Origin of the sequence: Tenacibaculum dicentrarchi, from assembly GCF_964036635.1 — a bacterium.
In the GTDB taxonomy this organism is placed as follows: Bacteria; Bacteroidota; Bacteroidia; order Flavobacteriales; family Flavobacteriaceae; genus Polaribacter; species Polaribacter dicentrarchi.
This window is the reverse complement of sequence record NZ_OZ038524.1, coordinates 788,694-805,142: the sequence shown is the minus strand read 5'-3', so window position 1 is coordinate 805,142 and position 16,449 is coordinate 788,694. Positions and strand designations below refer to the sequence as shown.

The 16,449-nt window shown below is 30.5% G+C and carries 13 protein-coding genes; 7 read left to right on the top strand and 6 right to left on the bottom strand.

The features are described from left to right. Positions 1 to 23: 23 nt before the first annotated feature. The 6 genes from ABNT14_RS03605 to nadC form a co-directional block, all read right to left on the bottom strand. Positions 24 to 3,293 carry a SusC/RagA family TonB-linked outer membrane protein gene (locus ABNT14_RS03605; protein WP_101903604.1) on the bottom strand — a complete coding sequence of 1,090 codons (3,270 nt, stop codon included), beginning with the start codon at positions 3,291 to 3,293 and terminating at the stop codon, positions 24 to 26. A gap of 306 nt (positions 3,294 to 3,599) precedes the next feature. After that, the gene (gene folE / locus ABNT14_RS03600; protein WP_101903605.1) at positions 3,600 to 4,292 is read right to left on the bottom strand and encodes a GTP cyclohydrolase I FolE; all 693 of its coding nucleotides are present in this window, start codon (positions 4,290 to 4,292) and stop codon (positions 3,600 to 3,602) included. Positions 4,293 to 4,336: 44 nt separating this feature from the next. Further along, complete coding sequence (gene hisS / locus ABNT14_RS03595; protein WP_101903606.1) at positions 4,337 to 5,701, bottom strand: histidine--tRNA ligase; 1,365 nt, start codon at positions 5,699 to 5,701, stop codon at positions 4,337 to 4,339. A 75-nt stretch (positions 5,702 to 5,776) separates the two neighbouring features. Continuing rightward, entirely contained in the window at positions 5,777 to 6,706 is a 930-nt protein-coding gene (locus tag ABNT14_RS03590; RefSeq protein ID WP_101903607.1) for a YihY/virulence factor BrkB family protein, read from the bottom strand. A gap of 220 nt (positions 6,707 to 6,926) precedes the next feature. Next, entirely contained in the window at positions 6,927 to 9,071 is a 2,145-nt protein-coding gene (locus tag ABNT14_RS03585) for a M3 family metallopeptidase (RefSeq protein WP_101903608.1), read from the bottom strand. Positions 9,072 to 9,147: 76 nt separating this feature from the next. Beyond that, positions 9,148 to 10,008 carry a carboxylating nicotinate-nucleotide diphosphorylase gene (nadC, locus tag ABNT14_RS03580; protein WP_101903609.1) on the bottom strand — a complete coding sequence of 287 codons (861 nt, stop codon included), beginning with the start codon at positions 10,006 to 10,008 and terminating at the stop codon, positions 9,148 to 9,150. A gap of 156 nt (positions 10,009 to 10,164) precedes the next feature. Here nadC and rlmH point away from each other — a divergent pair, with 156 nt between their 5' ends. The 7 genes from rlmH (at position 10,165) to ABNT14_RS03545 (ending at position 16,340) form a co-directional block, all read left to right on the top strand. Then, positions 10,165 to 10,638 carry a 23S rRNA (pseudouridine(1915)-N(3))-methyltransferase RlmH gene (gene rlmH / locus ABNT14_RS03575; protein ID WP_058884700.1) on the top strand — a complete coding sequence of 158 codons (474 nt, stop codon included), beginning with the start codon at positions 10,165 to 10,167 and terminating at the stop codon, positions 10,636 to 10,638. Positions 10,639 to 10,767: 129 nt separating this feature from the next. Then, positions 10,768 to 11,634, top strand: a complete 867-nt coding sequence (locus tag ABNT14_RS03570; RefSeq protein ID WP_101903610.1) for a hypothetical protein — start codon at positions 10,768 to 10,770, stop codon at positions 11,632 to 11,634. A 105-nt stretch (positions 11,635 to 11,739) separates the two neighbouring features. Continuing rightward, positions 11,740 to 12,318 carry a non-canonical purine NTP diphosphatase gene (locus ABNT14_RS03565; RefSeq protein ID WP_101903611.1) on the top strand — a complete coding sequence of 193 codons (579 nt, stop codon included), beginning with the start codon at positions 11,740 to 11,742 and terminating at the stop codon, positions 12,316 to 12,318. Positions 12,319 to 12,337: 19 nt separating this feature from the next. Further along, the gene (locus tag ABNT14_RS03560; protein WP_101903612.1) at positions 12,338 to 13,369 is read left to right on the top strand and encodes a FecCD family ABC transporter permease; all 1,032 of its coding nucleotides are present in this window, start codon (positions 12,338 to 12,340) and stop codon (positions 13,367 to 13,369) included. Positions 13,370 to 13,371: 2 nt separating this feature from the next. Beyond that, positions 13,372 to 14,169: an ABC transporter ATP-binding protein gene (locus ABNT14_RS03555; RefSeq protein ID WP_101903613.1), complete on the top strand. Its 798-nt coding sequence runs from the start codon at positions 13,372 to 13,374 to the stop codon at positions 14,167 to 14,169. A 63-nt stretch (positions 14,170 to 14,232) separates the two neighbouring features. Next, positions 14,233 to 15,273, top strand: coding sequence for a M28 family metallopeptidase (locus ABNT14_RS03550; protein ID WP_200809389.1), 1,041 nt, complete (start codon positions 14,233 to 14,235; stop codon positions 15,271 to 15,273). 155 nt (positions 15,274 to 15,428) lie between these two features. Beyond that, complete coding sequence (locus ABNT14_RS03545) at positions 15,429 to 16,340, top strand: EamA family transporter (protein ID WP_101903615.1); 912 nt, start codon at positions 15,429 to 15,431, stop codon at positions 16,338 to 16,340. Positions 16,341 to 16,449 lie beyond the last annotated feature (109 nt).

Sequence of the window (16,449 nt, the reverse complement as noted above, 5' to 3'; positions counted from 1 at the left end):
CTAAGTTTTCTAAGTTTCTTTAATTAAAATTTGAATAAAAAATTGATTCCGTAACTTTTTGATGATGGATACGATACATCCTCGATTCCTGGAACAACATTTGCGCCTTGCATTGCTAAAGTTTCTGGATCAAAATGAGGGTTTGACGATGGTGTCCATAATCCTAAATTTCTACCTACTATAGATACTTTTAAAGATTCCATTCCTAATTTTTTAATCAAATAAGCAGGAACATTATAGCCAAATTTTATTTCTCTTAATTTTACATAAGTGGCATCTACAATCCCTGTTTCTTGTTGATTTTTTCTATTGTACAACGGTTTGTAATAACTCCACCAACCTATTGCATCGGCATCGGTTAAAGCAACATACTCACCCCCTACTTTCTTTACGCCATCAGGTACAATATCTTGATAATTATTTCTATTTTCAGAAACATCTAAATTTCCAGCATACGCCGCTATTTGTTTTGTTCTTGAAATAATTGTTCCACCTTGTTTCCAATCCATTAAAACAGATAAATCAAAGTTTTTATATTTGAAACTATTTTTAAATCCTAAAGAAAAATCTGGATTATAGTTTCCTAGTAATTGTAACTTATCATTTACAACTGGCTTACCGTCTTTGTAAACTATTTTTCCGTTATGGCGTTCGAATTTTCTTCCGTACATATTTCCTAACTTCTCTCCTTTTCTTGCCTGTATAAAAACTTTTGAAGTTTCCGCACCATATACCGAAGCATATGCCATGGTTAAAACGTCCATATTTTCTGTTAACTCAACGACTGTTCCTTGGTTTTTAGAAAAGTTTAAACTGGTTGTCCAAGCAAAATTTTCATTGCGGATAGGTTTTATCGTTAACAAAGCCTCAATTCCTTTATTTTCAATTTTACCCGCATTGATTATTTGTGCGCTATACCCTACTGTATTGGTAATTGGAACCGACATAATTTGATCTTCAGAAGTAGATTTATAATAGGTAAAATCGACTCCTACAGCTCCATTAAACATTCTTAAATCTGTTCCAAACTCATAAGAAGTACTCATTTCTGGCTTTAAATTTTCATTTAATAATACCGAACTTCTACTTAATGTTTTATTTCCTGCATAGGGTGTTTGGTATGAATATGGTGTTTTTAAATTATACGCAGACGTATCATTACCAACCTGGGCGAAAGAACCTCTAATTTTAAAGAAACTAAAAGCTTCAGGCATTTCAAAAATTTTATCAATCAATAAACTTACAGATGCCGATGGATAAAAATATGAATTGTTTTTTGCTGGTAATGTAGAAGACCAATCGTTTCTTGCTGTTACATCTACAAAAACTTTATTTTTATACCCAATACCTAGCGTACCGTATAAACTATTAATTTCTTTTTCTTCTTTATATTGCGTTGTTACTACGTCCGATATAGAATTTTGAAGATTATAAAGCCCTGGAATAACCAAACCATTTGCCATGCTCGATAAAAAGTTAATTTCTTGCTTCATTTGATTTCCTCCAAAATTTACATCAACATTCCAAGCATCATTTATTTTTTTATCATAAGAAAATAAAAAATCGGTATTTACCTCTGTAAAATCAACTCTTTCATCTTTATAAGCTCCTTTTAAAAACCGTTGCGTACTATAAGCTCTTTTTGAGGCTCTTTTATCGGCATAATAATCCATTCCCGTTTTTGCTTGAAACTTCAAATTTTTCAATAATTGATACTCTAATTGGATATTTCCTAAAAGCCTGTGCTTATTAAAAGCATTGGTATTTTCATTGAGCATAAAATAAGGATTATCGTGCCAAGCATAATTATAGTTGTACTGCTCTAAACCTTCATAGCCTTTTTGCCAATAATTTTTTAAAGCCGATGTATTTACTGTTCGTCCGTACCAGGTAAACATATACATTGCCGATTCTGAACCATATCCTGAACTTGGGCGATTATCACTACTTGATTTTATATAGTTTGATTTTAACGAAATTTTTAACTTATCGGTTAGATTAACACTTCCATTTATTCGGTATGATTTTCTTTTTAAGCCTGTATTAGGAATAATTCCTTGATTGTCTAAAGAACCAAAACTAAATAAAAAGTCTGATTTATCTGCTCCAAACCCTATTGCGGTACTAAAAGTAGTTGTAAACCCTGTTTTATAAAAATTTTCTACATTATTTGGTCTTGCTACAAATGGTGTTGCAATAATATCGTTCGGCATTGTTGTTGGCGATATAATTTTTCCATTAGCATCCCTAACCCAGCCTCTTACGAATATATCTCCAGCTCTTACTCCCGATGTTGTTGGGCTGTCAAACTGAGTAACTAATTGACCATTTGCCTCTGGCCCCCAAGAAACATCTTCCTGATCATTTATACCTAAATCATTCGCTAATCCATCGGCATATTTAAACTTTCCTGCCCATCCTTGCCCGTATTTATTTTGATATTTTGGCAACCTCAACGCTTTTTCGATTGTTGTACCAGTATTTACCGTAACGGTTAAACCTTTATTTCGTCTTGCTGTTTTAGTGGTTATTAATATGACTCCGTTAGAACCACGAGAACCGTATAAAGCTGCCGCATTTGCACCTTTTAACACACTAATATTCGCTACATTATCAGGGTCAATTTCAGAAGCACCATTACCATAATCGACCTCTTGCATTTCATTTCCACCCGTATTTTGACCTGTACCAAAAATAGTATTGTTATGAATTGGGATTCCATCAACCACAAATAAAGGACCATTAGCTGTTGATGTTAAAGAGGCTTCTCCACGTATTACAACTCTTGATGTTGAACCTACACCTGTAGATCCGTTGGTAATTTGAACACCTGCAATTTTACCATTTAAAGCATTTACTAAATTTGTTTCCTTTGCCTGATTCAGTTCTGCTGCTTTTAAATTTGATACAGAATATCCTAAAGCCTTTTCTTCTTTTTTAATTCCTAAAGCCGTAATTACAACCTCATCTAATTGCTGTTCTAACTGTTTTAAAACAATTGTTCCTAGCTTTTTATGCGCTCCTTTACTTAAAGAGACCTGTACTCTTTTTTCTTGATATCCTATAAAAGATATTTTTAAAGTTACTTTTTCAAAACTTACTTTATTCAGTTCAAATTTACCATCAAAATCGGTATCTGCTCCAGTAGTAGTTCCTTCTAACACTACACTTGCACCTGGTAACGGATAGCTACCATCGCTAATTACTCCTGAAATAGTAGAAGATTGTGCTAAAATTGTGCTACTAATAAAAACACCTAGCAATATGCTTACAAAAAGCTTAAAATTATTCATTTACTTACGTTTTACAATTGTTAAAAATTACAATTCAAATTAAATTATAATTTGACCATATGTACAATTATGAACGTTAAGAAAACACCTATTAAAAGATACGCTAGCGTAATGCCACTGTAAAATAAGAATATATCAAATTAAACTAAATGTTAACAATCTTGATTATCAGGTAATTGAAAAATTCAATTGTTAATTTAAAGCTTTGTCTTTATTCTTTATTTAGAGTAACCTACCCTTTTTTACACGAAAAAACGGACAACTTTAAAGTTGTCCGTTTTATAAAATATATAATTAATAGTACTATTAATTAAAATCAGTATTCATTTTTAAATAATCTAAAAACTCACGCTTTGTTTCTTTATTTTTAAACTTACCGCCAAACTCAGCAGTAACCGTTGAGCTTTCAATATCTTTTATTCCTCTTGAATTTACACACAAATGCTTTGCATCAATAACACAGGCTACGTCTTGCGTTCCTAAAGCTTCTTGCATTGCTTGTACAATTTGCATGGTTAAACGCTCTTGTACTTGTGGTCTTTTTGAAAAATATTCAACAAGACGATTCATTTTTGATAAACCTATAACTCTTCCGCCAGAAATATACGCCACATGCGCACGTCCTATAATTGGCAATAAGTGATGCTCGCAAGTAGAATATACAACGATATTCTTCTCCACCAACATTTCGCCATAATTATAATTATTTTCGAAAGTAGATGCTTTTGGCATATTTGCAGGATTCAATCCCATAAAAATTTCATTCACAAATGATTTTGCAACACGTTTTGGCGTTCCTTGCATGCTATCATCGGTTAAATCCATTCCTAAGGTTTCCAAAATATCTTTAACACTTTCTTGGATTTTAGCTATTTTTTCTTGGTCAGATAAATCAAAAGCATCATCTCTTAAAGGATTTTTAGCCGAGGTTCCTACATGATTATCTCCTATATCATCGATTCTATCTTCATTCATTTCGTTGCTGTTCACTTCAAACATTTCTTTCTTTTATTAGGCTGTAAATTTACAACATTGTAATTAATTTACTGTATTATTTTTTTCAATTCATCTAAAGAACAAGTAGTTTGCTCTCCGTTTGTCATATTTTTTAAGACAAATACATCTTTCTCAACATCAGTAACTACAAATTCTATGCCTCTACTTCCAACATATTTCCATTGTTTCTTTTGTTGTTTATTACTCGTTGCGGTATCAGGATATAATTCTGATTTTATATTATTTTCTCTTAAATTTTTAATCGCTTTTATTTTTGATAAATTATCCGATTCATTAAAATTTAAAAATAATACTCTTGGTTTTGGTAATTCAACTGCTTCAAACAAGTTTAATTCTTCCATCACCAAGTAAATTCTGTCTAATCCGAAAGAAATTCCAACTCCAGAAACATCTTTTAAACCAAAAATCCCTGTTAAATCATCGTAACGACCTCCACCACCGATAGAGCCCATTTTTACTTCCTTAGGTGCAGCAACTTCATAAATTGCACCCGTATAATAATTTAAACCACGTGCTAAAGTTACGTCCAACTCTAAACTTGCTGATGATAAACCAATTTCTTCAATCATATTTGCAACAGTACGCAATTCTTCTACCCCTGCTAAACCTTCTTCGGATGCTTCTAACATCGCACTTAAAGAACTTAATTTATCTTGATTAGTTCCTGAAAAACTAAATAACGGCGCTACTTTTTCAATGGCATCTTGTGAAATTTCTTTTTCAAGCATTTCTTTTACAACACCTTCTTTTCCTATTTTATCTAACTTATCTAAAGCTACTGTAAAATCTATTAATTTATCTTTTGCACCAATAACTTCAGCAATTCCAGATAATATTTTACGATTATTAATTTTGATAGTCGCACCGTTTAAACCTAACTTACTAAAAACAGTATCGTATAATTGAATAAATTCAACTTCTTGTAATAATGATTTACTTCCTACAACATCGGCATCACATTGATAAAACTCTCTGAAACGTCCTTTTTGCGGACGGTCAGCTCTCCAAACAGGTTGAATTTGATATCTTTTAAAAGGAAACGTAATATCATTTTGATGCTGTACTACATAACGTGCAAATGGCACTGTTAAATCGTAACGTAAAGCTTTTTCTGATATTTGAGCTGTTATTTTTTGGCTATTTTTTTCAGACAATAATTTTTCATCAGCCTTTTTTAGATAATCGCCAGAATTTAAAATTTTAAAAATTAAGCGATCTCCTTCTTCGCCATATTTCCCCATTAAGGTTGATGAGTTTTCAAAACTTGGCGTTTCAATAGGTTGAAATCCGAAGTTTTCAAACGAATGTTTTATGGTATTAAATATATAATTTCTTTTCGCAACTTCTGTTGATGAAAAATCTCTTGTTCCTTTTGGAATTGATGGTTTCATAATTGATGATAAAATTAAGGATTAAAAAAATACTAAAATCCACTTTAAATGCAAATATCTGAATTTATAGCTAATTTACGAAGTTTTATGGCTGCGTTTTAATCGGTAAATTGATGCGTTTAATTCAAAACCTAACAATAAAATAATGGCATTTATCCAAATAAAAAGCATTAAAATTAAGAGTGCTCCAATGGAGCCATATAACTGATTATAAGTAGAAAACTCTACCACATAAATTCCGAAAGCATAAAATGAAAGAAGCGACAAAACAGTTGTTAATATTGCACCTGGTGAAAAGAATTTAATTTCCTTTCCTTGAGTTGTACCAAAACGAAATAATAAGGAAACAATAGTAAAAATCATAATTAAAAAGAATAAGCCCCTACCCCAATAAAACAAATCTAAATCATCAGGATGAAACCAACCATTTTGGTCTATTCTAGCTAAAGCAACTTGATATAAAATAATTAATACAACCGTTATAATTAAAAAAAATGACATCAATAATGAAACACCTAATGAAATAAAATATGCTTTAAAAACACTTCTCATTTCTTTTACATGATATGAATATTCAAAGCCACCAAAAATAGCATTTACACCATTTGTCATTAAAAAAATAGAAGCCAAAAAACCAAAAGATAACAAACCTCCATATTGATTATTAATAATATCTTTTAGTACCATATCTACGGCATCAAAAGTTTTTGGAGGTAACATTTCTTGAATTAACCCGAAGAGATTTTCTTGAAATCCATCAATAGGAATATACGGAATAAGCGATAATATAAAAAGCATAAACGGAAAAACAGCCATAAAAAAACTAAATGCAATTCCTCCAGCTCTTGTTGTTAATGCACCTTTTACAATACCAATAACGTACATTTCAAACAAATCGTACAAAGACATCCCTTGTAATCCTGGAATTTTAATTTCCTTAAAAAAAAGAACCAATAAATTAATTATAGGTATTTTTTTTAGCTTAGTTTCTATTGATTTTGTCATTATTTAAAATCTAATTATAACAATTTTTATAATAACAAAGATACAATCGTTTTAAGAGATAAAAGCATTAAAAAACTAAAGGAACTCATAAATTATAGCCCTTAAAATAGTAGTATTATTAAAAATAAAATGTTGTGTATATAGCGAACTATAAACACAACATTTTTATATATTAGAGTACAAACCTAAACTAAATTTAGATTCAAAATTCGGTTTTTTACTACTTTAAACCTCTTGCTTTTAACATTGGTGTAGCCTCTGGGTTTCTTCCTGCAAAATTTTGATACATTTTTGCATAATCCATCGTGTTTCCTTTTGATAAAACTTGCTCACGGAATTTTTGCCCGTTTTCACGTGTTAATAATCCATTGTCTTTAAACCAAGCGTAGGCATCGTGGCTTAGCATTTCTGTCCATAAATATGAATAATATCCAGCGCCATATCCGCCGCTAAAAATATGTGCAAAATAGGTAGAGCGGTATCTTGGTGGAATTTCGGCAAGTTTTAATTTCATTTCAGTTAAGGCAGCTTCTTCAAAATTTGCTACATCTTCAATTTTAGTACTTGCAGAAACCGTGTGCCATTTCATATCTAAGCTCGACGATGCTAAATTTTCAATCATTGAATATCCTTGATTAAAAGTTCCTGCATCTTTAATTTTTTTCAATAACTCAGCAGGAATTACTTTTCCTGTTTTATAATGTACTGCATAATTATTTAAAATAGCTGGATGTGTAGACCAGTTTTCATTAAATTGAGAAGGAAATTCTACAAAATCTCTAGCGGTACTTGTACCTGAAATAGAAGCATATTTTTGATTTCCGAATAATCCGTGTAATGCGTGTCCAAATTCATGAAACATTGTTTCAACCTCATCAAAACTAATTAAAGCAGGTTCTCCTTTGGCTGGTTTTGGTGAATTACATACGTTATAAATTACAGGTTTTTGATTACGTAATTTTGATTGTTTTACAAAAGAACTCATCCACGCACCACCACGTTTACTATCTCTGGCAAAGAAATCACCATAAAATAAACCTAACTTGCTTCCGTCTTCTTCAAAAACTTCATACACAACAACATCTTTATGATAAACTGGTAAATCGGTACGTTTTTTAAAGGTAATTCCGTATAATTTTGTAGCGGCATAAAACACTCCTTTTTCTAAAACGGTGGTCATTTCGAAATAGGGTTTTATTTCATCTTCATTTAAATTATATTTTGATTTGCGTACTTTTTCGGCATAATGATTCCAATCATAAGCTGCTAAAGTTGCTCCTTTAACTTGCTTGTTCATTTCAGCCTGAATTTCTTTTTTTTCTTCGGATGCTTTTTCTAAAGATTCTGGAATTAAACCTTCAAACATTTCAAAAACCTTAGCGGGTGTTTTTGCCATCGTTCCTTGCAAACTCCAACTTGCATAATTTTCAAAACCTAAAATTTGCGCTTTTTTAGCTCTTAAAGAAACCATTTTTTGTACTAATTCACTGGTATCGTAAGTACCTGAATCGGCTCTGTGAATAGATTTTTCATATAATTCTTTACGAACTTCTCTGTTTTCTAAACTTTGTAATGATGACTGCTGTGTAGTATTTACCAGCTGAATTTCATAAGTTTTAGTATTATCAGATTTTTTTTCTAATGATTTTATTTTATCCGAAGAAAAACCTTTTAATTTTTTAACATCAGTAATTATAACACCGCCTTTTTTACTTGCGTCTAATAATTTTTTACCAAAATCGTTCGATAAAGTTGCTATTTCAGAATTTATATCCTTTAAAACTGCTTTTTTATCTTCGGATAAATTAGCACCTGCTTTTACAAAATTCTTATAATACTCTTTTACTAAATGTGTGCTTTCAGCATCTAAATTAGTAGTTTCTAAAGTATTGTACACTGTTTTAATTTTAGCAAACAATGGGGTATTTAATAAAATATCATCGGAATGTTTAGAAAATTTTGGTGCTAATTCTTTTTGAATACTTTTAAGCGTATCGTTTGTATGTGCGCCTGTTAATCCGTAAAAAACAGCGGTAACGTTGTCTAAAGTTGCGCTACTTTGCTCTAAAGCTAAAACGGTGTTTTTAAAGTTTGCCGCTTCTTTATTGGCAATTATTTGTTGAATCGCTTGGTTCTGTAATTTCATACCCTCTAAAATAGCAGGCATAAAATGCTCGTTCTTAATTTTAGTAAAATCAGGCGCTCCGTACGCTAAAGTGCTTTTAACCAACAAAGGATTATTTGCAATATTTATGGTATTTTCTGTTTTCACGGTGTTTGTATCTTTTTTAGCTTTTTCGCTTGGGTTTGTAGTACAAGATACTGCCAAAGCAATTGTTGTTGCTACGATGATCTGTTTTTTCATTGTTTTACTTATTTTATCATTGAAACAAATTCAAACAAAAAGATTACTGCTTTTGCTTCAATGACATTTTATTAAATTAATCTACTGCTTTTAAACTTAAATCTAAATTATAAACCGAATGCGTTAAAGCACCTGATGAAATAAAATCGACACCACAATCGGCATATTTACGGATGGTTTCTTCGTTAATTCCTCCTGATGATTCTGTTAAACAAATATCGCCAATTAAAGCAACTGCCTTGCGAGTATCTTCATAATTAAAATTATCGATTAAAATTCTGTACACGCCTTTATTTGATAAAATTTCTTTGATTTCTTCTAAACTTCGTGCTTCTACAATAATTTTAATATCTAATTTTTTATCAGCTAAATATTCTTTAGTTTTAGTAATTGCCTGTGTAATTCCGCCCGCAAAATCAATATGATTGTCTTTAATCATCACCATGTCGTACAAAGCAAATCGATGGTTTTCGCCGCCACCAATTTTTACCGCCCATTTTTCAATAGCACGAATTCCAGGCGTTGTTTTACGCGTATCTAATACTTTGGTGTTTGTTCCTTTTAATAAATCAGCAAAAAAAGCAGTTTTCGTAGCAATAGCACTCATACGTTGCATGGCATTTAAAACCACACGCTCTGCCATTAATATAGATTGCGATTTTCCTGTTACATAAAAAACAATGTCGCCATATTTTACAGAATCACCATCGTTAATAAAAGTTTCTACTTTCAAATCGGCATCAACATAGTTAAAAACCATTTTAGCAAATTCAACTCCTGCAATAATCCCCTGATCTTTTACCAATAATTTTGCTTTACCCATAGCATCTGCAGGAATACATGATAATGAGGTGTGATCGCCATCGCCAATATCTTCACGAATCGCATTTGTTATTATTAAATTTAGCTCTTTGTTAAATTGTTCTTTTGATATCATGCTTTTCTGTCTTCTTTAATTATCCTGTAAAAATACGGATTGATTTTATCCTACGGAATTAAATTATTCTTTCTGATGAATTTTATGAGTTTAAATAAATAAATTTGCAGCAAAAATTAATTCAAATTAACAGCTCTTTATACCCTTTTACAACTTATGAAAATAAAACTAATCGCTATTGGTAAAACCGATGATAAAAATTTAATGCAACTCATTGATAATTATCAAAACAGGTTAAAACATTACGTAAAATTTGAATTGGAAATTATTGCCGATATCAAAAATGTAAAAAATTTAAGTGAATCGCAACAAAAGGAAAAAGAAGGTGAATTAATTTTAGCCAAGTTACAAGCAACCGATCAATTGGTGTTGTTAGACGATAAAGGAAAAGACTTTACCTCTATTGGATTTTCGCAATATTTACAGAAAAAAATGAATTCGGGCATCAAACAATTGGTCTTGGTTATTGGCGGTCCTTATGGCTTTTCTGATGCTATTTACAAAAAATCGACAGGAAAAATATCGCTATCAAAAATGACTTTTTCACATCAAATGATTCGCTTATTTATTGTAGAACAAATTTACCGTGGTTTTACTATTTTACGTAATGAGCCGTATCATCATGAATAATAGGTAAGTGGCTTTTTATTAGATTTTTACTTATTTAAATTATATTTTTTTTAACACTTTTTAAACTATTTTTAGGCTTCAAAATCCGTAATTTTGCCGTCCTCCAAAATAACAACAATAAATATCGTTATGAATACATTCAAAATTATTTTAACTACTCTATTTTTCACTTTTATTATAGGAACACAACAAACAAGTGCTCAAAGTGATATAAAAATATTAAAAGAAAAAATTAAAAGTCAAAAAAATAAAATTAGCGCAAATGAATCTGTTTTAATGAGTGGTATTAAAGCTCTAAAACGTGTAAATAGCAATTTAGATAACTTTAAAAAAAGTAAAAAAGCTACCAAAGAAAATATCCGAAGAAAAGAAAATATTGTTAATAACATAGAAAATAAATTAACAAAATTAAATGCTCAAATTAATAATCAGAAAGAAGTATTAACAACTCTTGAAACAAAACTAGCTAAAAAGAAAGATAAAGAAGCAAGTAAAAAAAATAACAAAGCTGAAAAAAAATTAAAATCAGCACAAGTTCAAGAGCCAAAACCAATTCAAAATACAAACAATACACTTTCTAAATTAGCATTACGAAAACAACAATTAGAAAAAGCTCGTATAAAATTAGAAGAAGATCGTAAAGCTAAAGAAATTGCCTATTTAAAAGAACAAGAAGCTTTACATTTACAAGCCGAAAAATTAAAACAATTAGACAATGAAATTAAAGCTGAGGAAAAATCTATCGTTAAAGAAAAAGGTACTTTAATTAGCGATTATGAAGATGATATTAGTATTAATCAAGAAATTTTAATTAGTGCTAAAGAAGGTTTAGAGAGAATGAAATCTAAATTAAATAAAGCACAATTAGACCCTACAACATCAAAAGAAAGCATTGCACGTAAAAAAGCAATTATTATTAAAATTGAAGAGCGTTTAAATAAAATACAAGCTGAAATAACAGCAAAAAAAGTAGAATTAAATAAATTAAAAGGATAATTTTATTATACTTTTTTATTAAAAATAACGAAATATAACAAGGGTTGTATTTCGTTATTTTTGCTTAAAAAACAATACATTTGTGTACTTAAAATTTTAACTTATATGAAACTTGTTTTCGCTACCAACAACTTAAATAAACTCGCGGAAGTACAAAAAATGCTTCCAAAAAGCATTGAGTTACTTTCTTTAAAAGATATTAATTGTTTTGATGATATTGAAGAAACAGCAGCGACTTTAGAAGGAAATGCTAAGATAAAAGCAGACCATATTACCGATAATTTCAAATTAAATTGTTTTGCTGACGATACCGGTTTAGAAGTTGAAAGCTTAAACGGACAACCAGGAGTTTATTCGGCACGTTATGCGGGTGAACCTTCTAATTCGGAAAATAATATGGAGAAAATATTAACTGAATTAAATAAAACTGAAAACAGAAAATCACAATTTAGAACTTCTATTTGTTTAAATTTAAACGGACAGCAATTTTTATTTGACGGAATTTGTAAAGGCGATATTTTAACCGAAAAACAAGGAGAAAAAGGCTTTGGATACGATCCTATTTTTAAGCCTCAAGGTTTTAACAAATCGTTTGCACAAATGACATCCGAAGAAAAAAATGCCATTAGCCACCGCGGATTAGCTATTCAAAAATTAGTGGAATTTTTAAAATCAAACGCTTAAATTAAACTTCTATTCACTATTGAATACTTCAAAAAAATACAACAAACATTTTGTCATCTTAGCGATTTTATTAGTTGTCGTTTTTTTTATAAATATTAGTTTAGGCTCGGTTTCCATTCCTTTTAAAGATATTTTTAACGCATTAACAGGCGGAACTGCAACGAAAGAAAGTTGGCAAACCATTATTGTAAATTTCCGATTACCAAAAGCAATTACGGCAATTATGGTAGGTTCGGGCTTGTCAATTTGTGGGTTATTAATGCAAACTTTATTCAGAAATCCGTTAGCTGGTCCTTTTGTTTTAGGAATTTCATCGGGTGCAAGTTTGGGGGTTGCCTTGCTTATTTTAGGCTCAGGGGTATTTGGTGCTGCGCTGTTTTCAATAACAACTTCTAATTGGACGCTGGCTATTGGCGCTAGTTTAGGTGCTTTTTTGGTTTTATCTGCCGTAATTATAGCGGCTAATAAAGTGCGAAATACCATGGCTATTTTAGTTATAGGTTTAATGTTTGGCTCGTTAACTTCTGCAGTAATTAGCGTGTTATCTTATTTTAGTGAAGCTTCTCAAATTCAACAATATTTATTTTGGAACTTTGGAAGTTTAGGGAATTTATCATGGCAAGAATTGGCTGTTTTTACTAGTATTTATAGCATTGGAATTATAGCTAGTTTTAGTATTATAAAACCTTTAAATAGCTTTTTATTAGGCGAAAATTACGCTAAAAGCTTAGGTATTAATATTAAAAAAAGCAGAACTACTATTTTGCTAATCACTAGTTTATTAACAGGTGTAATTACGGCTTTTTCAGGACCTATCGCCTTTATTGGTATTGCAATTCCTCATATTGCTAAAATAATTTTTACTACCTCAAATCATAAAATATTATTACCAGCAGCAGCTCTTATTGGTGCTATTATTTTATTAATTTGCGATGCAATTGCACAATTACCAACAAGCCAATTTACCTTGCCTATTAATTCCATCACCTCGCTATTTGGCGCACCTGTAGTAATTTGGTTATTAATTCGTAAGAAAAAAATACATGTATAATTTTGATAAATTCTAAAAAAAATACGGTGCTTACGACTGAGAATTTAGCCATCGGTTATCAATCAAAAAAGGAACAAAATATTGTTCTTTCAGGCATTGATTTAACAATAGAACAAGGAAAATTTGTAGCGCTTTTAGGTAAAAATGGCGCAGGAAAATCAACCTTATTACGTACGCTTTCTAATGTTCAAAAACCGCTAAAAGGAAACGTTAAAATTAATCAGAAAAACATTTTAGATTATTCATTTCAAGAATTAGCAACAACATTAAGTTTGGTTTTAACTGAGCGTTTACCCGAAAGCCAACTAACTGTATTTGAATTAATAGCATTAGGAAGACAGCCTTATACTAATTGGATTGACAGCTTGACACATAACGATATTGACAAAATTAATTGGGCAATTGATAAAACTGATATTACCCATTTAAAAGACAAGTATTTTTACCAATTAAGCGACGGGCAATTACAACGCCTTCTTATTGCACGTGCCTTAGCACAAGATACCGACCTTATTATTTTAGATGAGCCAACTGCTCATTTAGACATTCATCACACCTTTAAAGTGTTTTCGTTGTTAAAAAAATTAGTCAAACAAACAGGTAAAACTATTATTATTTCTACCCATCAAGTAAATATTGCCATTCAACTTGCCGACGAATTTATTTTACTTGCCGATACACAAATTTATTGCGGAAATTCGCAAGAGTTAATCAAAAAAAATGCTTTTGATTCACTATTTCCTAAAGAACTTATCAGTTTTAACAAAACGTTAAAACAATTCATTATAAAGAATAATTAAATTTGACATTTGGTAGCAATTTTTTGTTATCGAAAAAACCATATAAAAACCTTTTATTTATTGATGAAAAAATTACTTTACATAGCAAGTGCAATTGTGTTTACAGCCTGTGGAAGCACAAAAGAAACAGCAAGTATCGAAATTGGTAAAACTATAGATCATGCTGATAAATTTGCAAAAACAATTACTGCAAAAGATTTAGCAAAGCATTTATTTATCTATGCTTCGGATGAATTTGAAGGACGAAATACCGGAGAACCTGGGCAAAAGAAAGCTGTAAAATATTTAAAAGATTTTTATATAAACCAACAAATTAAATCACCTTTAGGTGGTACCAATTATTTTCAAGAAGTGCCTAGTGCTTTTTTAAGTAAAAATAGGTATGACCTGGTATTAAAAGATTCTGAAAACGTGCTTGCCTTTATTAAAGGTTCTGAAAAGCCTGATGAAATTATTATTATTTCGGCACATTTAGACCACGAAGGTATTAAAGACGGACAAATTTACAACGGTGCTGATGATGACGGTTCGGGTACAGTAGCAATATTAGAAATTGCAGAAGCCTTTAAAAAAGCAGCCGATGCTGGTAAAGGACCTAAACGTTCTGTTTTATTTTTACATGTAACAGGTGAAGAAAAAGGTTTATTAGGGTCAAAATATTATAGCGAAAATCCTATTTTCCCTTTAAAAAATACCGTTACCGATTTAAATATTGATATGATTGGGCGTGTTGACAAAGCACACAAAGAAACACCTAATTACCTTTATTTAATTGGTGCCGATAAATTGAGTACAGAGTTGCACAACATCTCTGAGGCTATGAATAAAAAATACACCAATATTACCTTAGATTATACGTATAATGATGAAAATGACCCAAATCGTTTTTACTATCGTTCAGATCATTATAATTTTGCAAAGCATAATATTCCTGTTATTTTTTACTTTAACGGAACCCATGAAGACTACCACAAACCAACCGATACTGCCGATAAAATTAACTACGAACTATTAGAAAACAGAACGCGTTTGGTTTTTTATACAGCTTGGGAAATTGCCAATCGTGAAAACCGCTTAACTGTCAATAAATTAGCTAAAAAATAAACAACATCTATTTTTTTACCTAAAAAAACGCATCAAATTGATGCGTTTTTACTTTTTTAATAAAACCATAATTTTTTCAATTCGCTTTTTTAAGCCTACTAAAAAATACGTTTTATACAAATTTATTACTTCAAATTACACCTAAAATAAAAAAAATGAACAAACTAAAAGGAATGATATTCGTTTCTATAGGAGCAGCTAGTTATGGTATTTTAGCAACTATTATTAAATTAGCCAATCATAATAATTTTGGTACAGCAGGACTTACTTTTTTACAATATCTTTTTGGCGTACTTTTTTTAAGTATCGCTACTTTTCTTATTAAGGTAACATCAAAAAAAACTATTTCAACAAAAAATACAGTAAACAAAACAGTAATATCAACAGCAAAATACCCTAAGTTAAAATTAATATTTTTCGGTACTTTTTTAGGGCTTACCAGTAGTTTTTATTATTTATCAATACAATATGTTCCTGTTTCTGTGGGGATTATTCTGTTAATGCAAACAGTTTGGATGGGCATCCTTTTAGAGTTTTTTATCGATAGAAAACTTGTTTCAAAAGCAAAAATAATAGGTTCAATAATGGTATTACTAGGGACTTTATTAGCTTCAAAAGTTTTTGAAAGTGATTTCAATTTAAATTTATTAGGCGTTATATATGGTTTATTTGCGGCTATATTTTATACCGCTTCAATGTATGCTTCCAATAAAATTTCGTTAGAATTACCTAGTTTAACTAGAAGTAAGTATTTAGTATATGGCGGTTTTTTAGCAATCCTTATTTTTTGGAATTTTCAAATTATTGAAGAAGTAAATTCCGTAGAAATACTAAAATGGGGAATGGTTTTAGGGTTGTTTGGTACTGTATTACCTCCTATATTATTTAGCAAAGGTGTACCCGTAATTGGTAACGGATTAACCAGTATTATTGCTGCTTTAGAAATACCTATTTCTGTTTTAAGTGCTTTTTTAATACTAAATGAACAGGTTAATGTATTACAAGCTATTGGAATTTTTATTATACTAATTACCATCGTATTAATTAATGTTAAAAATAAAGTATGAAAAAATGAAGCTTTGTAACGATGCCTAGCCCCGATTGAAGCATTTGTTTGAGCTCCTTTTTTGACTTTTTTCAAAAAAGAGCGAGTGCGGAAAGCGGGAAATAGCTCCA